Raw genomic sequence first — 20,561 nt, forward strand, 5'->3', positions numbered from 1 at the left:
ACTTACAATTTAACTATCATATCTTCGTTATTTTTATGATAGCCTCCTCTTTTGGAATAAACATAGACACCTAGTAGGCCAATCACACCACAAACAATACCAACAATAGATGGACCTAAAAAATTATATGCTGTCATAGTAATTATCGTTGTACTTACTAAAGGAGCGATCCCTCCAACTATAGCAAAAGCAAGATTATAACTAAGACCTACTCCTGATAATCTAACATCTGTTGGAAACAAATCACAAAGTAAAAATATAAAGGTAGCCGCAACTAATGCATAACAGAGCATAATAGCTATAGATGCAAAAACAATTGCAGATACACTACCTATATAACTCATCAAATAAAACACAGGTAAAGCACAAACTACAACAAGCCCGGCACCTGCTATAAACATTTTTGCAATGCCAACTTTATCAGATAGAAAGCCAAAAATAAAAGTAAAACAAGTTAGTGTTAAAACACTTGGAGTTAGAATCAAAGAAATCTGACCAGAATTATATCCAGTTAAAATATCCTCAACAAATTTATGTATATAAAGAGTCAACATCACACCGCCAAAGGCTACTATAATAACTATACATATACCAGCGAACAAGTTTGGACCATAAGTAGAGACTAAAGAACCAAAAGAATGTCTTTTTTGTTTATCAATACTTTCAAACTCTGGAGTTTCATGAAGATTGCGACGCACATAATAACCGACAAATCCTAGCAATCCACCAATGATAAACCCTGCTCTCCAAGCAAAATCACCAAACACATACTCAAGAGCAAAACCTACAAAATCAGAAAATAAAAATCCACCCGTTACAAATGTAAATAATATGGCAGTGGCAAAACCAATTTTACCCTTAACCGATTCATACACAATAACATATGCTCCAGGTAGCTCACCACCTAAAGCAATACCTTGCATAATACGCAATAACACAAACACAAAGCTCGCATATAATCCCCATTGCGCATATCCAGGCATCAATCCCATACACAATGAACAAGTTCCCATTAATAATATTGTAAATAATAGTAGACGTCTTCGCCCTATCAAATCGCCAACAATCCCCAAAATAGTTCCGGCGAATGGTCTGACAAGGTAAGCTATTGAAAATATTAAAACTGTTAAAAAAGTTTTAATTGTTGGATTTGTAATTTGAGCAAAAAAAGTTGCTGAGATTTCTTTAGAAAAAATCATATATAGAACAAAATCATAAAACTCAAGAATTGCACCAATTCCGGCTAATAAAATAACGTTTCTACTATCTTTATCGTACATTTATAACACTTACTTTAATAATCAAGTTTAGCAAATCATACATTTTTTTAGCTTTATTTAGTAGAATATTTAAGCCTTATGATAGATTTTTTTAGTATATTTTTTAATAACTATCTAAACTAACTATTTCAAGATGTTGCATCTGTGTTTGTAAAAACATCTCTCCAACAGATCTAAACTTCAAAGGAATATCTGTAACATAAAATTTATACTCTGGATTAGAATTGTTTTTATTCAAAAGATTATTTTCAACAAGTAGTTGCTGAATCATCTTACTAGCTTGTAGTGAAGGGTCTATAAGCTTTACATCAAGAGCTTTAGCGATACTGTCTTTGATAATAGGATAATGTGTACAACCCAAAATTAGAGCTTGAATGTTTTTATCGTTAAAATACTCAAGATATTGTTTAGCTACTAATTCAACAACTTCTCCCTCTATAAATCCCTCTTCAATCATAGATACAAAAAGACCACATGAACTACTATAAACTTCGGTGCTAGGATTATTTTTGTGTATTTGTAGTGCGTATGCATTACTGTTAATAGTAGCTGGTGTTGCTATGACACCAACTGTTTTAAGACTATCGACTAAGCTAACTCCAGCACTTATCACATCAATAACAGGAACTGTTTTTGCAATCTCTTGAACGATATCTTTTGCTATAGCTGATATTGTATTACAGGCAATAATTATTGCTTTGACTTCTTGATCAATTAGAAATTTAGCCGTTTGGGCAGCAAACTTTTGAATAGTCGCTCGTGATTTAGTCCCATAAGGTATTCTAGCAATATCACCAAAATATATAATATCCTCATTTGGTAATATATTCATCAAGTTCTTGACGACAGTTAAACCACCAATTCCTGAATCGAAAACACCTATAGGTCTATTATTGAGCATTATTTTTTCTCTATTTTACGAATTATTTTTCTACGTGAGCGCGTAGGCATTTTTTCTAGATATTCTTCTTTTGCCTTGATAAAAGGTATTAGATTTCCTAATGATAAAACTGCTTGATTGGCATCATCTGCAATGAAATTTTCACTTAGCTGCGCATCATCATTAGCAAAAATAACTATCGTTACAACTGGGATACCTTTTATATATATTTTTTGTTTATAAAGATATGTTTGCAGTACTTTTTTCTGTGCAAATGTTTGTCTAATTGGATTTTTTATTGTTTTTGCATAGACTTTGTTGTTTTGAGAAGTTTTTGAGACATTCCAACGTTCAGCCATATTCTCGACTTCAATATAGCCACGATTATTCTTAACTTCGATTATATATATGCTTTTACGCGATATTGCAATAAAATCAATTTCTCTATTACCTACTGTTGACTTCTCATCTGGTAGAACCACTCGATTAAATAATACAAAGTTATTATCTAATTTTTTTAGTTCATCTAAAACAGTAGTTTCGCCTTCTGCACCTGAAATAATTATATCTACAGGATTATCATCTTTTGTTATTAAGAAAAAGAATACAAATAATATAAATGCTAGAGTAACTCCAACCTCTAACGATTGAGTAACAAATTCAATATCCCCTAAATATAAATCAACACCAACTATTAAACCACATAGAATAATAGATGCATATAGACTTTTTTTTGCTCTAATTAGGTAGTTCCTTAACCTAGCCCATGTAAAGCGCAAAAAGAGCCTGTCTTTTTTTAATTTACTTTCAATAGCCATAATACCAATATACTTTGTTTAAAAATCGTAAAATTATAAATTAATAAACTTCTGCTTTATTTCAGTTATCTTATCTCTAATTGCTGTTGCCTGCTCGAATTCAAGCTCTTTTGCATAAGCTCTCATTCGTTTTTCTAGAGCTTTAATAACCTTCGAAGCTTCAGTCATACCTAGTATAGCCGAAACATCTACATCATCAACCTTTAAGCGCGAATTATTTTTATATGCACGTTTTTGCATCTCTGGAGAACTATCTAACATATCATCTATACTTTTGATAATTGTTTTAGGCGTAATATTGTTTTTCTTATTATGTTCATCTTGAAGTTGACGACGACGTAGAGTTTCATCCATAGCCTTTTTCATAGATTTTGTAACAACATCTGCATACAAAATAGCTCTACCATTTTGGTTTCTAGCCACACGTCCAATAGTTTGAATAAGAGATTTTTCGGAACGCAAAAACCCTTCCTTATCAGCATCAAAAATTAATAAAACTCCAACCTCCGGCATATCAAGCCCCTCTCTAAGAAGGTTAATACCTACAAGCACATCAAATACACCATGACGCAAATCATGAATAATTTGGACTCTCTCAACAGTATCAATATCAGAATGTAGATATCTGACATTAACGCCATGCTCAGATAGATACTCTGTTAAGTTCTCTGCCATTTTTTTGGTTAAAGTTGTTATCAAGATTCTTTCTTCTTTGGCTATAGCTTTATTTATCTCTGATAAAGTATCTTCTACTTGTATAGTTACCGGTCTTACAAAGACTTCAGGATCTAATAAACCAGTTGGTCTGATTACTTGCTCTACAGTATTTTGAGACTTTTCAAGTTCATAATTAGCGGGTGTCGCAGATACATATATTGTCTGAGGCAGTAGACTCTCAAACTCATTAAATTTCAGAGGTCTATTATCCAAGGCAGAAGGCAATCTGAAACCATAGTTAACGAGATTTGATTTACGAGATAAATCTCCTTTGTACATTCCACCAAACTGTGGTAATGTCACGTGCGACTCATCAACTATAACTAAGGCATTTTCTGGTAAGTAGTCAATCAATGTTGGTGGTGGATCACCAGGAGCTCTACCTGATAACAATCTTGAATAATTTTCGATGCCTGTACAGTAGCCAAGCTCTTGAATCATTTCAATATCATACTTAGTACGTTGTTCTATTCTTTGAGCTTCAAGTAGTTTACCTTCTTCCTCAAAATATTTAACTCTTTCTTTAAGTTCTAGTTTGATCTCTTCTATAACTATATCTTTGCGCTCTTTTGATGCAACATAATGCGTACTTGGGAATATTGTTGCTCTGTGTAATGTTTTAATTTTTTTGGAAGTTAATGAATCGATCACATTTATCGCTTCAATCTCATCATCAAAAAACTCTACTCGAATAGCATCTTTTTCAGAGTCTGCTGGGAATATATCTAATACTTCTCCCCTAACTCGAAAACTACCACGACTGAAATCCATATCATTACGCGAATATTGCATCTCTACTAACTTAGTTTGAGCTTTTTTTAGCCCTAGCTCTTCACCCACTTTTAGGTGCAAAAGCATCTGCATATATTGCTCAGGATCGCCTAGACCATAAATAGCCGATACGGTTGCAACTATAATTACATCATTACGCTCAAGCATTGCTTTTGTAGCTGACAAACGCATTTGTTCAATATGCTCATTTACAGATGAATCTTTTTCTATATAAGTATCAGAAGCTGCAACATAAGCCTCAGGTTGATAATAATCGTAATATGATACAAAATACTCAACTGCATTATCTGGGAAATATTGCTTAAACTCCGAATATAATTGAGCTGCTAAAGTTTTGTTATGTGCAACAATCAAACATGGTTTTTGTGTTTGTTGAATCACATTTGCCATAGTATATGTTTTACCAGAGCCTGTAACTCCTAGCAAAACCTGATGCTGTAACCCATTATTAATACCTTCAACTAAGGATTTAATTGCATTTGGCTGATCTCCAGCTGGAGCATACTTTGTTACTAGGTTGAATTTATTCATAAGAGATATTTCCTGCTGAATTATAAAGTTCTAATAATTCTCTAGAATTTTTTAAACCATCACAAACTATCCGCTGATTAGAATTAAAATTAAAGATACTCTCACATAAACTTTGTATTGTTCCACATAGCTCAGCTATCTTATCAAAATCATCTTTTACAACTTTTGAATCATCAAATAATTTATGAAAATCTGAATCCAAATGTGCATATCTTTTATTTCTAAAAATTTCTAACTTTTTTGTATAAACTTCGTATACTTCTCCTTTTTTATTTTGAAACAAAATAAATTTTATTGACGAATTTTCATTAAAAATATTATTCTTATCTGCTTCATCAAAAGTAGAGTTTAAAAATCGACATCCTGTTTCTTTACCCGAATTTTCTTCTCGATCAAATAATACTCCTAAGCCTATTGCCAAATTCTTAATACAACTTTCACAAATAAAGTACTGTGCATAATTTTTAATATCAAAACTACCTCCATTTATTATAATTCTTAAAAAATGTGAATAAACAAAAAGATTAGCAACTAAATAGAACATATCTATCAAAATACCTAAATCTTTATCATTACTATTAAATAAAATATTTTTGACTTCTGGACTTATTTTCAGAGACTCCAATTCTTTCATCTAAAATAAATACTCCTCTAACTCATATAGCAAAGCTTGTTGCTCTTCTGTTAGATCACGATTCATGCGTAAATCTTGCATTTCTTGATAGATATCTTCCAAAGTTTTGCGAGTTTTACCTTTATGATCAATCAAAAGCTCATCATTATCTAGGCTAACAATCTTATTTAAATACTCTTGAAACTCCATTTGGGCTTTATCAGGTAGTTTTGAAAAGTCTAATCTACCAATTATCCTGACAGCTCTGTCATAATAAGGTTTTGGTAATTGATTAAGCATTTGCGCTTTTTGATAAATTTGTGAAGTATGAAATTTATCACAACCCCTTTCATCAGCGGCACTCATAAAGTCACTTTGATAAATCGCTGCATCTATATCAACATTTTCAATCTCTGGATACTTATATTCCAATACATAATCAACAAAATTAGTAAATATTTCTAGATTGTTTCTTATAAATTCCTTATTTGCTTTTATCAAATCCAGTCTATCTTGAGGTAATCTCCCCACAAAACGGGTTTTAGCAGGTAATATTAGCGGAATATCACCCCATTTCTTATTTACAGTCAGTCGCCAATGTTCTGCTTCTAAACTGCCAAACTCTTCTATAAAATCTTTAAAATCATAACTATCTAAGCGAAGAAATATCTCTTGATTTTTATAGTGTCTATGCTGACCAATATCTAATATGGCTGACATAAAATTATTTTTAAAACCAAAAACTCCACTTACAGCAATTGCTTGTCTATACCCAATACCTCCAACTTCTACACCAATATCTAGTTGAGCTAGAGTATTTTCATCATTTTGCTTATTAAACTTTGCCAATAAAAACTGCCACATTTTAGGATTAGCTATTCTTAATTTTTTGGCTAACTCTACTGTGACAATTACATCTGTAATAGCATCATGAGCTCTACCACCACTATAGAGATTATTTTCTGTATTTAAATTTTCTAACTTCAAAGATATTTTCTGCTGTCCTTCTTCATCAAGAACTTTAGACCACTTAAGAACATCATTACAAAACAAATAATAGCAAGTAACTATTGGAAACAAATCAGCCCTTGAACAACCATTTTTAAATTGATGACTATATGGAGGTAGCATATTTTTATAAAAAGCAAATCTCAAAAACTCATCATCAAAACCAAGGGTATTATAACCTATACTAATGGTCCCTGGTGTATTTATGATTTTATGAATTTTCCTAATTGCCTGATACTCTGACACACCAGTATTTGCTTGAGCAATAGAAATATGATGCGTTATCGTTGCAATTGGAGATGGAGTTGTATCAGGATTTAGCTTCACAAAAAAATTAAACCTTTCAATTTCATTAAAGTCCAAATCTGTACGAATCGCAGCAAATTGTAATACTTGGTCAAAAGAATTATTAATACCAGTAGTTTCCAAGTCATAAAATAAAAAAGTTTGATTTTGAAACATTAAAGAATAAGCTCATATTTAATTAAATTATTAGCTTAGAATTTTAACATACCTTTATAATGATTAATAATTTTGAATATTACAAATAAGCTTGATTTAAAGACTTAATAGAAACTCTAAAGAATAATTTTTATGTTTATAAAGTAAGATTATGCAGGCTGTCTAGTTGCAGCAATTACAACTTCTCGTATATTTATATTTTGTGGTTGGCTAAACATAAACATAGCTGTACGAGCAATATCATCTGCTACTAAAACTCCACCCATAGACTCTTTCCAGTTTTCATAATCTGATTTAATTTGATCAGATGTAGTATGACTTAAAAGCTCAGTTTCTACAGCACCTGGACAAATTGTCATTATTCTAACATTATCATCAGCAACTTCTTCACGTATATTTTCACTCATTGAAGATACTGCAAATTTTGTACCAACATATGCAGCGTGATTAGGGAAAGATTTCTTGCCTGCAATTGAACTGATATTTATAATCGTTCCACTTTTTCTTGCCTTCATATCACCCAATACAGATTGAATACCATTTAATAATGCTAATACATTCACTTCGTACATTTTTTGCCATTCAATAGGATCTTGTGTATCGATTTGACCAAGCAACATTAAACCTGCATTATTAACCAACAACTCAACTGGACCGTATTCAGCTTCAGCTTCTTTTATAGCATTTTTTAGAGCTTGAGCATCTGTCACATCTACTTTACGAATCATTGTATTAGGTAAATTTAACTCTTGTATCTTTTCTATTCTTCTACCTATTAGCAAAAGCGAATGACCTGCTTCAGAAAATCTTTTTGCAATTGCCGCACCAATTCCAGAACTTGCTCCTGTGATTACAACTAATGATTTAGCCATGTTATTTCTCCTATATTTTTTGTTTTAATTTTCACATCGTTTTAATGATTGTAAATTGTATATAAACTCATTAAACTGATAAATACCAACAATCATAAAACATTGTTATTGAATAATGAACAATATTCATTGGCGAGGTATTCACTGTTTCATTCACGTCGCTGAACAGCAAAGCTTCACAAAGGCAGCAGATATATTAGGAATGGCCAAATCAAATCTAAGCCAAAATATTAAGGACTTAGAAAACCATCTTAAAGTTCAACTACTATATAGAAGCACCAGACACGTTCGTCTTACTGAAATAGGACAAGATTATTATAAGAAATGTAAGAAGGCTCTCCAAGACCTTGATATAGCAACACAATTAACTAGCCAAGAACATAATGAAATAAGTGGCAATATAAAAATCAATTGTGTTGGGGGAATTATTGGTGAAGATGTTATTGCTCCTTTAGTTTTGAAATTCCAGCTGCTACATCCTAAAGTTAGTATCCATTTAGATTTTTCTAGCAATAGAATTAGCCTAATAGATAGTGATTATGACTTAGTTATTCGTATGGGTAACCTACCCGACTCAAATTTAATAATCTCTCCACTTCGAACAGTTTTTACTAAATATGTAGCTAGTAAAGATTTTATTAAGAAATATACCAAGATATCTGATCCAAGACAGCTTGAAGATATACCTCTAATTTACGGTAGTATTAAGCAATGGAATTTCAACTCCATAAATGATAAATATACTCTCCATATTCATAACAATGGTTTTCATGCAACTAATGGCAGAGTTATGAAACAAGCTACCCTTTTAGGATTAGGAATTACCAGATTAGTTGATATTTATGTAGATGCTGATATCAAAAATGGTAAATTAGTCGAAATATTACCTGAATATAGAGAAGAAACAAAACTTTCCATTATTTCACTACCAGTAAAACATCAACTTAAAAGAATAAGCTCTTTGATAAATTATCTCAAAACTAATTTCAATAAAGAATACATGAATAAAAGTGAAATAAACTAAACTACTTTTGAGCTAACAATCTATCATATCTGATAGTTATTTTCTTAAAATTACTTTGAATTTGCTCTTTAGTAAAATGCACAAATTCCTTATATAAACTATCATCATGCTTTTTTTGCTGCATAAATAGAGTTCTATATGTCCTTAGATTAATTAATAACTCATCTATAAGTATTAATACTTTCTTATATTCATAATACTTTTTAGTATCAGAAAACTCATATTTAGCATTCGCAAGAGTCTCATTAAGCCTAATACTTTTTTCTATCAATGAAATAATCTTTCTATTTTCTACGCTACGATCAACTTTATTAACAAGATCTTTAAGTTCAGAATAGATTCTATACATATCCCTATCAAAAAGTACTCTATTTTTTCGTCCCCTTGTAAGGAAAGTTATCAAAACTATACTTAATGTTCCTATTGCTACACATGTGACCCTGACAAAAAATAATTCTTTATCCCAACCAATAAATAATCCAAAATACATTACCAGATATACATGTATAAAAAAAACACTAGTCGCATAATTTAAAAACATCGTATACACATATAGTGCTAAAGCAAAGCAACATAATCCTGCCACCAATGTAAAATTATGGGGTATATTTTTTTGAATTAGCAACAATACTACAGATCCTATTGAGGTACCCAATAATGAGAAAATAACAATCGCCTTAGCTCTTGTATAAACTACACTAGTACTTGTACTAGCTGCGACACTTACTACCGCAATGACTACCCAATATATTCTATCTCTAAAGCCATCGTCACCACTTAAACTAAATATTAAATAACAAACTATTAAACCTACTATAGATGCTACAAAAACCCTTATAGCTAATAATGTTGTATCAGAGAGTTTATCTATATACCTATCCTTAAATAAGATCATAGTATGCCTCTCTGATATTTTCCAAACCAATCAACATATCATCTAAAAACAATAAACTACTAAACAAAAGCTTCCTTTTTTGTTTATCATTTTGATATTTATAGATATAGTTCATTTCAAATTTATATTTCAGATGAGATATATCTTCTGACTTTTTTTCAAAAGTCTTAGCAGGCTTTTGTATGTATAACATCAAAATCATTGTATTTTTATAAATTTTCTCTAAGTCTTGTGATAGATTTTTTGCTTCTTCTTCTTCAAACCCTAAACGAACATAGTCAACTGTTAGTTTTTTATAGACTAATAAAAACTTAGATGTTAAACGATTAAAAACCACCAAGTTATGGCTTAAATATCGCCACTGTTCTTGACGGCTTTTTCTCAAGAACATCAAACCATGGTTTTTAAAAGAATTTATATTTTGGTATTTTAAATTACTTACTTCAACAATATTTGATTGAGTAAATCTCCTGTATTTTGCTTTTTCAAATGTATCAATATAGTTACGCACAAAATTTTTCAAAAACTCATTAAATACTTTACTAACATCATTAGCTTTCATTAGCTTGTAGTTTCTAATAATCACCAGATAAACAATCAAACCAATCAAAACAGCTGTAAGAGTAAAATGTAAATGATTATCTTTTTCCAACGGATAACGCACAAAACAGATACAAGTAATAACTACAATCATCATAGGAAATACAGTAAAAGCTTCGCCAAACCTTCTAAACCAAAATGCTATAAAAGCGACAAATACTATTAGCATAAAGTTAGTTTCAAAAAGAGGATGTACATATGGAGATATATTAACTATAACGATAGCTATAATCATATATAGGGCAAAGGCTAAACGTTTGGCTTGGATACTTCCTAATAGAATACTTCCAGCCAAATTAGCCATGAACAAGATAATTATAATAACAAGATTTTTGTCGATATCAAAAAATGCTGTAATAGCTAAAAATGAAAAAAGTATAATTGCAGATTTGATAGCTCCATCCTGAAATACCTTCATAGGATCTTGGTCAACATATTTATGATATATTTCACTGATGCTAAGCACTTATAAATCAACTTCAAGGACACTTAATATACTAAGAATTATATTGCAAAAGTTGCTTAATTAATATCATTAGAGTAGTTATTTTTGCTTCAAAATGTAGTAAAATTTAAGAGCATTTAAATAAAATACACATTTATATCTTTATGATTTATAACAACACTTATGATGTTATTGTTGTTGGTGGCGGTCATGCAGGCGTAGAAGCTGCTGCTGCTTCAGCACGTATAGGCGCAAAAACCTTATTACTCACTCACAATATTGACACAATTGGACAAATGTCTTGTAACCCTGCTATCGGTGGTATCGGTAAGGGTCATTTAGTTAAAGAGATAGATGCCATGGGTGGTATCATGGCAAAAGCCATCGATATGGCTGGTATACAGTTTAGAATTTTAAACTCTCGCAAAGGTCCAGCTGTAAGAGCGACAAGGGCTCAAGCTGATAGAGTTCTATATAAAAAGGCTATTAACTCTCTATTAAATGATCAAGAAAATTTAGATATTTTCCAAGATTCTGTAGATGATTTGGTCGTTGAGAATGATACGGTATGTGGCGCTATAACTAAAACAGGCATCACTTTCAAATCAAAAAAAGTTGTACTCACTGTAGGTACATTCTTAGGTGGTAAGATACATATTGGGCAAGTTTCAAAGGAAGGTGGTCGCGCAGGAGATCAACCATCAAATGCATTAGCTGCTCGCTTAAGAGCATTACCATTTAGAGTTGATAGACTTAAAACAGGTACTCCTCCACGTATAGACTGCCGAAGTGTCGATTTTAGCGTTATGGATGTACAACACGGTGATACTCCAACACCATATTTCTCATTTTTCTCGAAAGGAAAAATTGAGCATCCAAGACAAATACCTTGTCACATAACATACACCAACTCAAAGACTCATGAGATCATTACAAACAATCTTGACAAGTCAGCAATGTATAGTGGATTAATAGAAGGCATTGGTCCTCGTTACTGCCCATCTATTGAAGATAAAGTAGTTAGATTTGCTGAGAAAGATAGACATCAAATCTTTGTTGAACCCGAGGGCTTAAACAGTATTGAGCTATACCCTAATGGACTATCAACTAGCTTACCATTTGAAGTACAGTGTGAGTATATACGCTCAATTAAAGGCTTCGAAAATGCCTTTATTATGAGGCCTGGTTATGCAATCGAATATGACTTCTTTGATCCGAGAGATCTCAAACCTACTCTTGAGACCAAACATATCAAAAACTTATTTTTTGCAGGACAAATCAATGGTACTACAGGCTACGAGGAGGCAGGTGCTCAAGGCTTAGTAGCTGGAATAAATGCCGCCATCAGTATAGATAGTGATAAATCATGGTATCCAACGCGCTCAAATAGCTATATGGGTGTTTTGATAGATGATTTGATAACAAAAGGTACCAAAGAACCTTATCGTATGTTTACATCTCGTGCTGAATATAGACTTATATTGCGTGAAGATAATGCAGATTTAAGGCTATCAGACAAAGCATGCGAACTAGGGCTACTAAACAAGCAAGATCAAGAGTTTTTTATCAATAAAAAAACAGCTATAGATGAAAATATAGCTATAATGAAAAATACTTGGATAGGTCCTCAAACACAAAAAGCTCGTGATCTAGAAAAATTCCTAGACAAAAAAATGACTCGAGAAAGTACGCTTTTTGACTTACTAAAGCGTCCAGAACTAGACTATAAAAAATTACAACAAATTCCTGATACAAATTTAAAACTAGAAGATGAGTCTGTAATTGAACAGATAGAAATCTCTGCTAAATATTCAGGATATATCGAACGTCAAAGCAAAGATATAGCCAAAATATCAACGCTTGAATCAAAAACAATACCAGAAAGCTTTGACTATTCACAAGTGAAAGGACTTTCTAATGAAGTACTTCAAAAATTATCAGAACAAAAGCCAACTACCTTAGGTGAAGCATCTCGAATTCCTGGAGTAACTCCAGCAGCTGTGTCATTATTGACTATATACATGAAAAAAACTGGTTTTATAAAATAGGAAGTATTTATTATGATAAAAGACTTTTTTAAGATAGTGGTTTTAATAACATTAGCATCAGCACTTTTTTCATGTGCTACTAAGCAAAAATATATAGATCAGCAAAAGGCATGGATCGGTAAGAATATATACGCTTATACTCAAGAATTTGGTATGCCTAATAATGTGATTCAAGTCTCACCTGATCCTAATGTTGAGACTTATGTGTATGTGCGTAAGGCAGTTAATCCAAATACTCCTGCTTATGCTGGTAGCCCAATGAACAGCTTAATAATGGCAAATAGAAATCCTCATTTTGTTCAATTTGGAGCTTTAATGTGCACGACTTGGGTTTCATATAACAAAAATACTAAGCTGATTATAAATATAACATTCCGCGGTAACTACTGCGCGATTAACTAGCATCACACAGGAAAATTTAATGAATATTAAACAGACTTCAACACCCCTAGTTACAGGACTAGTATCTGCCTCAATATGCTTTAGTTTTGGTTTTTTTTCAAATGTTTTTAAATACAATGGATTAGAGTTTTTTTATGCCTATATAGCATTTTTAGTACTGCTATGCTATCCAATGAATCTAATTGCAATATATTTTCAAAAGGCCTATCCTGACTTAAATTCACACAATAAATTGGTCTATAAAATCACTGGCAGCTCCAAATTCAGGCCTATTAGCATATTATTAACTGGAACAATGATTATAATTGTTTCTCTTGTGATGTTTAATATGTCAACTTATGTTTTGGATTTTTTTGACAACATACCAGCCATAGATAGATTAAGTAACCAAAGCCTTCAGTTTAGCAATAACTTCCCAATATATACGTCTCTATTTGCTGTATTTATTATAATATTTTTGATGTTCATACTTGCTGATAAACAAAAATTAAACTTAAATGAAACACTAAAAACTACTGCTCACATATCCTTATATTTAGTCACTGTTCTGATGCTAATTGTAATATACACACCACAAGGAATAATTGGGCTAAAGGATTTTCTTTTCAACATAAATTATCAAAAAGTTGAGCAGCTGCGCTCGATGTTTGGACTAGCTCTAGTTTATGCAATACTAAGCAACTTTATCTCCATAGCATTTTATAAAAACATTATAAATATTGGTGACAATGATTTTGGTAAGTTAAAAACCAGTGCCTTTAAAAGTATATTCTACAATATAGTCTTTTCATTTATGATATGTATAACTATATATGCTATATTAGGTGACTATAGAAGTTATCTTCAACCTACAGAGAGTTTACAAATCACAACTATTTTCACAATAGTTAAAACAAACTATCCTATGTATTATCTACTACTTGAAGTAATATTTACAACTCTTAATCTTGTTGTTTTTGTTACATCACTCAAATATATTTTCCAAATTGGTAGCAAATTATATGCTAAATTACTAATCTTATTAGTTCCATTTATTATAACGACATTTTTTATAAAGTCCGGTATTGCTTATATTGATTTCTCAAATATGATTGCTCTACACATAGTAATTATTTTTATATTTCTTTTTGATGTATTTATTATAGGCTGGATTTATGATGCTCAAAAACTTAGTTATGAGATACTCAAAAACACAAATACCAAGCTATCGCCAATGTTCAATATAGGCCTAAGAATACTTATACCATTTATATGCATCATTATAGCTATTGGTTATATATTTCTCCCAATGTCTATCTTATGGCAATTCATAGCAGCTATTGCTTGTACTATAATATATATAGTAAAAGGAAGTATTTTTAGTAAAATATTTAACAAGAGAAAATTCTAAAATGTTTTTTAATAAAAAAAATAATCAAGATGAACTAAAGAAATTGGCTGCTATTGAAGCTGCTAAACACATAACTTCAGAAATAACTCTTGGAGTTGGTACTGGTAGTACTGTAGCATTTCTGATTAAAGAACTCGTAAATTATAAAGATAAAATAAAGTTTGTAGTTTCAAGCTCTGAAGATTCGACAAACAAACTTAAAGCATTAGGTTTTGATGTAGTAGATCTTAACTATGCTGGAGAAATTGATTTATATATTGATGGTGCTGATGAGTGTAATAACCATAAAGAGTTAATTAAAGGTGGTGGTGCTGCTCTTACACGTGAGAAAATATGTGTTGCAGCAGCAAAAAAATTCATTTGTATTATTGATGAATCTAAAAAAGTAAACACTCTAGGAGAGTTTCCTCTTCCTATAGAAGTTATCCCAATGGCTAGAAGCTATGTTGCTAGGGAGATAGTTAAGCTAGGTGGTCAACCTGTATATAGAGAACAAACAATTACTGATAATGGCAATATTATTCTAGATGTATATAACCTGAAAATAGACAACCCTCTAAAACTTGAAACCGAGTTAAATCAAATAACTGGTGTTGTGACTAATGGTATCTTTGCTCTTAAACCTGCTGACACGGTAATTATGGCTAAAAAAGATGGATGTATTGAGACCATATAACCTCATTTGCTATTCATAAAGGACCCAATTCAAATGATCTTCCTAGAAAAACAAAATGATAATGCAGAAACTTTAGCATATATTGGTCATGTTGATAATGTAATTCATGGTATTGTACCAGAAAAGCTAAAATACAGACGTTTTCTTGCTAGCGACTTTGATTATGGCTTTGAGCTAGGATCACCACAAAGCATTTATAATCTTGGTGAATGTATTTTGCTTAATAATATGATTTATTCATCAAGAACAGATGTTAGTAGATCAGAAAGAGACCCTCTAATGTGGGGGCCTGAATTTGTTACAACAGGTATATTTCTTATTCCCAAAAATACTCCTGTTAGCTATATAGCAAAATATTTCTCATTTGATACGGAAAGCACTCTTGCAGATATCTATAAACAAATTTATGCTCAACTTAAATCTCCTTTTGCAATTGTAGGATGTGTTCAATTTTCACAAGTAAATGCAGAAGCTATAACTAAAGCCCCCATAAATAGTGAAAATATCTTTGCTAATAGTCAAAATTATTATGATGAGAAAAAATATGAAGACACAGATGTAAACTTTGCTATTATGGGTGTAGTAAGCAATCCGGACGACAAGAAATTAGAGCAAATCAATCAAGAACTCTCATCTGTTTTATATCATAATCCTTTTGCAAATAAAAATAAGCTTTTAACTCACACACATGGACTGATGCTTAATAAATCAATAATTGATATTGAAAAAGTACATCCACGTAATGCCAAAGAAGTCTTACACATACAAGACCGATCATTAGTTCGTTATATCAAACTTAAAGTTTATAAAATAAAAGGACTTACTAAATACGCTTAGAATTATGAATAAATAAGCTAAGTACTTTTTTTTCGGTAGAAAATAAATTTAAAAATAAAAGGAAATAATGCTAAGATCAACAAGACTATAACTGCTATTATAAATTTGTAATCAAACAAATTATCCTGTCCCTGCTGATAACTCTTGAAATGAACTCCAAACCATACATATATAAATGTTATGGGAATAATGCCAATTAAAGTAGTCAAAAAGAAGATGCCATTTTTAACTTTTAAAATTCCTGCCAAAATATTTGGAACAAAGAAAGGAATTGGTAAAATTCTAGAAATCAACAATATAGACACAGGGTAATTTTCTACCAACAATTTAAATCTTGAAACGATCTTAAATCTTGGATTTGTCTTTACCTCTCCCCAATTATATTTAATAATCAAAAAAGCCAACATCGCTCCCAATGTGGCTGAGAATAAACAAATAAAAAACCCCAACATGAGCCCAAACAAGAGTCCAGCAAGTATTTTTAAAAATGGTTTAATTGGAACAGAAAAGAATACTGTTAAAATATATATACAAGCATAACTTAAAGACGCAAGTACTACATGACCATCTATATAAGAACTAGCATTATAGTATGCTAAATTTATCTTATCTATGTCAAGATATTTATAGCCATTAAAAATTAAAAACAAAAAAATCCCCAGACTTAAAAAAAAGACTAAAAAAAGCCTTTTAACAAGTAAGGGATTTATAAATTTCACAAGATTTTATAAAGAAAAAATTTGATTAGAATACTCAATTAAGCTAAAGCAGCTTTAGCTTTTACAACTACTGCAGCGAATGCATCTTTGTTATATACAGCAAGCTCAGCTAATGCTTTTCTATCTAACTCTACGCCAGCCTTGTTTAAACCGTTGATTAATTGGCTATAGCTAATATCGTGTTGTCTTGCAGCTGCATTGATACGAACAATCCAAAGCGATCTGAATGTTCTTTTCTTAACTTTGCGATCTCTGTAAGCATATTGACCTGCTTTAATTACAGCTTGTTTAGCTACTCTATATACTCTTGAACGAGCACCATAGTAACCTTTAGCTTGTTTTAACACCTTCTTGTGACGTGCGCGTGCTGTTACGCCTCTTTTTACTCTTGACATGTTTTAGTCTCCACTTTAAAAATTGATAAACAAACTTATGCGTAAGGCATTTGTTGAACTAAACTAGCAGTATCAACTTTAGCTACTTGATTCATACCTCTTAAATGACGCTTTCTCTTAGTTGTCATTTTAGTATTGATATGAGCACGATTTGCACAACGGTGCTTGAAACCACCTTTACCAGTCTTTTTAAAGCGCTTAGCAGCACCACTCTTAGTTTTTAACTTAGGCATTTTTAAATACTCCGCATTGTATTAATTGTTATTATTTTGATTTACTACTTTTTCTTTGGTCCTAAAACCATAATCATTTGACGACCTTCCATTTTAGGTTGGTGTTCCACCACACCGTACTCAGCCGCATCACTTGCCATACGCTGAAGCATTTGCATGCCTAGCTCATTATGTGACATTTCTCTGCCTCTGAATCTTAGTGTGACTTTTACTTTATCGCCTTTTTCAAGGAATTTTATCAGGTTGCGTAGTTTTACCTGGTAATCCCCTACATCAGTCACAGGTCTAAGTTTAATCTCTTTGATCTGTGTCTGCTTTTGGTTTTTTTTCGCTTGTGCTTTTTTCTTGCCTTGTTCAAACAAGAATTTACCGTAGTCCATCAGACGACAAACTGGCGGATTAGCATTTGCTACCATTTCAACCAAATCAACATTAGCCTCTTCAGCCAATGCTAAAGCTTCGCTGATAGATACAACACCTATTTGCTGACCATCAACACCAACTAGGCGCACCTCTTTAGCTTTAATTTGCTCATTTATAGGTGCTTTTTTATCCGTTGTTTTAATAACTTTTTTCCTCCACAGAAATTATTATTTTTTAGCTTCAATTTGTTCATTCAAGAAAGCACAAAAATCACCTATAGACATCTGTCCTAGATCTTCACCATTATGTTTTCTTACTGTAACAATCTCTTGCTCCTGCTCACTTTTACCAAGTATAACAAGGTAAGGCACACGCAAAAGAGTATGCTCACGTATTTTAAACCCTATTTTCTCATTTCTCAAGTCTAATTTTGCTCGAATACCATTTTTTTCTAGGGTTTCAAAGACTTTTTGGCAGTACTCATCTTGATGATTACTAATACCCATTACAGCAACTTGCACTGGAGTTAACCATAATGGCATATTTCCTGCATAATGCTCTATTAGCATACCAATAAATCTTTCTAAAGATCCTACAATAGCTCTGTGTAACATTACAGGGACCTGCTTATTACCATTCTTATCAATATACGTAGCTCCTAATCTATCAGGCATAGAAAAATCTAGCTGTATAGTGCCACATTGCCAACTTCTGCCTATAGCATCTTTTAGATGAAACTCAATCTTAGGTCCATAAAAAGCTCCTTCACCTGGTAGTAGCTCATACGCAACATTGTTAGCATCAAGAGCATTTTTAAGCATTTGCTCAGACTTATCCCAAGTCTCATCATTACCTATTCTATTCTCTGGTCTAAGTGCAATTTTGACAGTAAAATCATTAAAGCCAAAATCTTTGTATACCTCAAAACATTGTTTGACCATTAGGATTACTTCTTCTTCCACCTGTTCTGGAGCACAAAATATATGCCCATCATCTTGTGTAAAACTTCTAACCCTCATCAAACCATGTAAAGAACCAGAAGGTTCATTTCTATGCACTATACCAAACTCAGCCATTCTAATCGGTAGATCTCGGTAACTATGTAATTTAGTATTATAAACTTGTACACAAGTTGGACAATTCATCGGACGAATTGCAAAATCTCTATTTTCAGACTTTGTCGCAAACATATTTTCAGCATACTTTGAAGCATGTCCTGACTTTTCCCATAAACTAAAATCTGCTATCAATGGAGTACGAATTTCACCACAACCATATTTCTTGTTAGAAGCTCTCATATAATCTTCTACTTCACGCCAAATTCTCACACCATTATCATGCCAGAATGCAATTCCAGGCGAGTCTTCTTGAAAGTGAAATAGATCTAAAGCTTTGCCAATTTTTCTATGATCACGTTTCTCTGCTTCTTCTAACATATGCAAATATTGATCTAGATCTTCTTTAGTAGCCCAACAAGTACCATATATTCTTGTGAGCATTTCATTGTTAGAATCGCCTCTCCAGTACGCTCCGGCTAACTTCGTTAACTTAAATGCTTTAATAGCTGCTGTGCTTGGTACATGAGGACCACGACATAGATCACTAAAATCACCTTGAGTGTAAATCTTAATTTGTTGATCTGCTGGAATACTCTCAATTATATCAACCTTATAGTTTTCTCCTTGCGCTTTAAAGAATGCTATAGCCTCTTCTTTAGACACAACTTTATAACTTATAGAAATTCCCTTTTTAGCAATTTCTTTCATTCTCTTTTCTATGTTTGCTAAATCTGCTTCACCTATAGTCTCTTTAAATGAAAAATCATAGTAGAATCCATTGTCTATAACAGGCCCTATAGTTACTTCAGTATTTGGATATAGCTCTTTAACAGCGTTAGCTAAAAGATGAGCACATGAATGCCTTAAAATTTCTAGACCTTCTGTATCTTTTGTAGTTATAAGTCTTAACTCACAATCATGGTTTATAACATCTTTTGCATCAGATAATTTATTATCGATATAGGCACCGACTGTTATCTTAGCTAAGCTTGGAGAAATAGATTTTGCTATTTGTAAAGAATTAACACCACTTTCAAATTCTCGTATAGATCCATCAGGAAATTTAATATTTATCATACACACTAAGTCTTATTTATTTAATAAAGTTATCGAAATTTATACAGCGTATATTATATGTTATAGGCCATGTTATGTAAATTATTTATCATTTTAGGCACCATAATATTTAATCTCAAAATATATAAACACATTTTATATAAAAATATTATTAAAATAAAATATTCAATAAGATATAATTATCATCGAACATAAAATTTAATTACAAGTCAATAGATAATTTATAAAATCATAAAACATTAAAAAAATATTAAAACAAAGATGTATTTCCTCTCCATCATTATTAACAATACATAAAACAGCTGTATTTATTAAATTTTTGTAAACTAAAATTAATAATTTTACTATGTTTTGATTTTGTAGAAACAATTGATAGGATTGTAATTACAGGTATTAATTTTAACATCTGTTTTATTAAAAAATATA

Annotated in this window: 20 protein-coding genes; 6 read left to right on the top strand and 14 right to left on the bottom strand. The window is 31.6% G+C overall.

What is annotated here, in order from left to right; all coding sequences use genetic code 11:
* Positions 1 to 2: 2 nt before the first annotated feature.
* The 7 genes from IMS64_RS05550 to IMS64_RS05580 form a co-directional block, all read right to left on the bottom strand.
* Positions 3 to 1,280, bottom strand: coding sequence for an MFS transporter (locus tag IMS64_RS05550; protein ID WP_211490103.1), 1,278 nt, complete (start codon positions 1,278 to 1,280; stop codon positions 3 to 5).
* Between the two features lie 103 nt (positions 1,281 to 1,383).
* Positions 1,384 to 2,181: a glutamate racemase gene (murI, locus tag IMS64_RS05555; protein ID WP_211490104.1), complete on the bottom strand. Its 798-nt coding sequence runs from the start codon at positions 2,179 to 2,181 to the stop codon at positions 1,384 to 1,386.
* Positions 2,181 to 2,978 carry a nuclease-related domain-containing protein gene (locus tag IMS64_RS05560; RefSeq protein WP_012279647.1) on the bottom strand — a complete coding sequence of 266 codons (798 nt, stop codon included), beginning with the start codon at positions 2,976 to 2,978 and terminating at the stop codon, positions 2,181 to 2,183. Before IMS64_RS05560 ends, murI begins: the two co-directional genes overlap by 1 nt.
* 33 nt (positions 2,979 to 3,011) lie before the next feature.
* On the bottom strand, positions 3,012 to 5,018 hold the full coding sequence (gene uvrB / locus IMS64_RS05565) for an excinuclease ABC subunit UvrB (RefSeq protein WP_211490105.1): 2,007 nt from the start codon (positions 5,016 to 5,018) through the stop codon (positions 3,012 to 3,014).
* A complete protein-coding gene (locus IMS64_RS05570; protein ID WP_211490106.1) occupies positions 5,011 to 5,652 on the bottom strand; it encodes a hypothetical protein in 642 nt (213 codons plus the stop codon). The genes uvrB and IMS64_RS05570 overlap by 8 nt, the downstream gene beginning before the upstream one ends.
* Positions 5,653 to 7,101 (bottom strand): exodeoxyribonuclease I, encoded by a 1,449-nt coding sequence (locus tag IMS64_RS05575; RefSeq protein WP_211490107.1) that lies wholly within the window; start codon positions 7,099 to 7,101, stop codon positions 5,653 to 5,655. It abuts the gene before it with no gap.
* 149 nt (positions 7,102 to 7,250) lie between these two features.
* Entirely contained in the window at positions 7,251 to 7,973 is a 723-nt protein-coding gene (locus IMS64_RS05580; RefSeq protein WP_012279650.1) for an SDR family oxidoreductase, read from the bottom strand.
* Positions 7,974 to 8,088: 115 nt separating this feature from the next.
* Between IMS64_RS05580 and IMS64_RS05585 the strand changes: the two genes are divergently transcribed.
* Complete coding sequence (locus IMS64_RS05585; protein ID WP_004287981.1) at positions 8,089 to 8,997, top strand: LysR family transcriptional regulator; 909 nt, start codon at positions 8,089 to 8,091, stop codon at positions 8,995 to 8,997.
* Position 8,998: 1 nt separating this feature from the next.
* On the opposite strand, the gene IMS64_RS05590 is transcribed toward IMS64_RS05585, so the two are convergent.
* Both IMS64_RS05590 and IMS64_RS05595 read right to left on the bottom strand, forming a co-directional pair.
* Complete coding sequence (locus tag IMS64_RS05590; protein WP_211490108.1) at positions 8,999 to 9,892, bottom strand: FUSC family protein; 894 nt, start codon at positions 9,890 to 9,892, stop codon at positions 8,999 to 9,001.
* On the bottom strand, positions 9,879 to 10,958 hold the full coding sequence (locus tag IMS64_RS05595; protein ID WP_211490109.1) for a hypothetical protein: 1,080 nt from the start codon (positions 10,956 to 10,958) through the stop codon (positions 9,879 to 9,881). The genes IMS64_RS05590 and IMS64_RS05595 overlap by 14 nt, the downstream gene beginning before the upstream one ends.
* A 143-nt stretch (positions 10,959 to 11,101) precedes the next feature.
* On the opposite strand from IMS64_RS05595, the gene mnmG reads away from it, so the two are divergent.
* From mnmG to IMS64_RS05620, 5 genes are read left to right on the top strand one after another with little or no spacing between them, the layout of a single operon-like run.
* Entirely contained in the window at positions 11,102 to 12,985 is a 1,884-nt protein-coding gene (gene mnmG / locus IMS64_RS05600) for a tRNA uridine-5-carboxymethylaminomethyl(34) synthesis enzyme MnmG (protein WP_211490110.1), read from the top strand.
* A 12-nt stretch (positions 12,986 to 12,997) separates the two neighbouring features.
* Positions 12,998 to 13,387 (top strand): hypothetical protein, encoded by a 390-nt coding sequence (locus IMS64_RS05605; RefSeq protein WP_004287985.1) that lies wholly within the window; start codon positions 12,998 to 13,000, stop codon positions 13,385 to 13,387.
* Between the two features lie 19 nt (positions 13,388 to 13,406).
* The gene (locus IMS64_RS05610) at positions 13,407 to 14,777 is read left to right on the top strand and encodes a hypothetical protein (RefSeq protein ID WP_211490111.1); all 1,371 of its coding nucleotides are present in this window, start codon (positions 13,407 to 13,409) and stop codon (positions 14,775 to 14,777) included.
* 1 nt (position 14,778) lies between these two features.
* A complete protein-coding gene (gene rpiA / locus IMS64_RS05615; protein ID WP_211490112.1) occupies positions 14,779 to 15,453 on the top strand; it encodes a ribose-5-phosphate isomerase RpiA in 675 nt (224 codons plus the stop codon).
* Between the two features lie 33 nt (positions 15,454 to 15,486).
* Positions 15,487 to 16,290 carry a hypothetical protein gene (locus IMS64_RS05620; protein WP_211490113.1) on the top strand — a complete coding sequence of 268 codons (804 nt, stop codon included), beginning with the start codon at positions 15,487 to 15,489 and terminating at the stop codon, positions 16,288 to 16,290.
* A gap of 17 nt (positions 16,291 to 16,307) precedes the next feature.
* Here IMS64_RS05620 and IMS64_RS05625 read toward each other — a convergent pair whose 3' ends face one another.
* Genes IMS64_RS05625 through thrS form a run of 5 tightly spaced genes read right to left on the bottom strand, consistent with a single transcriptional unit; the run spans position 16,308 to position 20,135 of the window.
* Complete coding sequence (locus IMS64_RS05625) at positions 16,308 to 17,009, bottom strand: TVP38/TMEM64 family protein (protein ID WP_200156178.1); 702 nt, start codon at positions 17,007 to 17,009, stop codon at positions 16,308 to 16,310.
* A gap of 38 nt (positions 17,010 to 17,047) precedes the next feature.
* Entirely contained in the window at positions 17,048 to 17,404 is a 357-nt protein-coding gene (gene rplT, locus IMS64_RS05630; RefSeq protein ID WP_035736283.1) for a 50S ribosomal protein L20, read from the bottom strand.
* 35 nt (positions 17,405 to 17,439) lie between these two features.
* On the bottom strand, positions 17,440 to 17,637 hold the full coding sequence (gene rpmI / locus IMS64_RS05635; RefSeq protein ID WP_003034330.1) for a 50S ribosomal protein L35: 198 nt from the start codon (positions 17,635 to 17,637) through the stop codon (positions 17,440 to 17,442).
* A gap of 44 nt (positions 17,638 to 17,681) precedes the next feature.
* Entirely contained in the window at positions 17,682 to 18,221 is a 540-nt protein-coding gene (infC, locus tag IMS64_RS05640; protein ID WP_004287995.1) for a translation initiation factor IF-3, read from the bottom strand.
* 6 nt (positions 18,222 to 18,227) lie between these two features.
* Positions 18,228 to 20,135 carry a threonine--tRNA ligase gene (gene thrS, locus IMS64_RS05645; protein WP_088821368.1) on the bottom strand — a complete coding sequence of 636 codons (1,908 nt, stop codon included), beginning with the start codon at positions 20,133 to 20,135 and terminating at the stop codon, positions 18,228 to 18,230.
* Positions 20,136 to 20,561 lie beyond the last annotated feature (426 nt).

This window comes from Francisella philomiragia (assembly GCF_018135955.1).
Lineage (GTDB): Bacteria > Pseudomonadota > Gammaproteobacteria > Francisellales > Francisellaceae > Francisella > Francisella philomiragia.

Bases quoted from the DNA above. Each gene is read 5' to 3' on its own strand.
- rpmI (WP_003034330.1), bottom strand. From the start codon at position 17,637: ATGCCTAAGTTAAAAACTAAGAGTGGTGCTGCTAAGCGCTTTAAAAAG.
- IMS64_RS05580 (WP_012279650.1), bottom strand. From the start codon at position 7,973: ATGGCTAAATCATTAGTTGTAATCACAGGAGCAAGTTCTGGAATTGGT.
- uvrB (WP_211490105.1), bottom strand. From the start codon at position 5,018: ATGAATAAATTCAACCTAGTAACAAAGTATGCTCCAGCTGGAGATCAG.
- IMS64_RS05550 (WP_211490103.1), bottom strand. From the start codon at position 1,280: ATGTACGATAAAGATAGTAGAAACGTTATTTTATTAGCCGGAATTGGT.
- IMS64_RS05585 (WP_004287981.1), top strand. From the start codon at position 8,089: ATGAACAATATTCATTGGCGAGGTATTCACTGTTTCATTCACGTCGCT.
- IMS64_RS05570 (WP_211490106.1), bottom strand. From the start codon at position 5,652: ATGAAAGAATTGGAGTCTCTGAAAATAAGTCCAGAAGTCAAAAATATT.
- IMS64_RS05560 (WP_012279647.1), bottom strand. From the start codon at position 2,978: ATGGCTATTGAAAGTAAATTAAAAAAAGACAGGCTCTTTTTGCGCTTT.
- IMS64_RS05605 (WP_004287985.1), top strand. From the start codon at position 12,998: ATGATAAAAGACTTTTTTAAGATAGTGGTTTTAATAACATTAGCATCA.
- thrS (WP_088821368.1), bottom strand. From the start codon at position 20,135: ATGATAAATATTAAATTTCCTGATGGATCTATACGAGAATTTGAAAGT.
- IMS64_RS05620 (WP_211490113.1), top strand. From the start codon at position 15,487: ATGATCTTCCTAGAAAAACAAAATGATAATGCAGAAACTTTAGCATAT.
- rpiA (WP_211490112.1), top strand. From the start codon at position 14,779: ATGTTTTTTAATAAAAAAAATAATCAAGATGAACTAAAGAAATTGGCT.
- rplT (WP_035736283.1), bottom strand. From the start codon at position 17,404: ATGTCAAGAGTAAAAAGAGGCGTAACAGCACGCGCACGTCACAAGAAG.
- mnmG (WP_211490110.1), top strand. From the start codon at position 11,102: ATGATTTATAACAACACTTATGATGTTATTGTTGTTGGTGGCGGTCAT.
- IMS64_RS05610 (WP_211490111.1), top strand. From the start codon at position 13,407: ATGAATATTAAACAGACTTCAACACCCCTAGTTACAGGACTAGTATCT.
- IMS64_RS05575 (WP_211490107.1), bottom strand. From the start codon at position 7,101: ATGTTTCAAAATCAAACTTTTTTATTTTATGACTTGGAAACTACTGGT.
- IMS64_RS05590 (WP_211490108.1), bottom strand. From the start codon at position 9,892: ATGATCTTATTTAAGGATAGGTATATAGATAAACTCTCTGATACAACA.
- murI (WP_211490104.1), bottom strand. From the start codon at position 2,181: ATGCTCAATAATAGACCTATAGGTGTTTTCGATTCAGGAATTGGTGGT.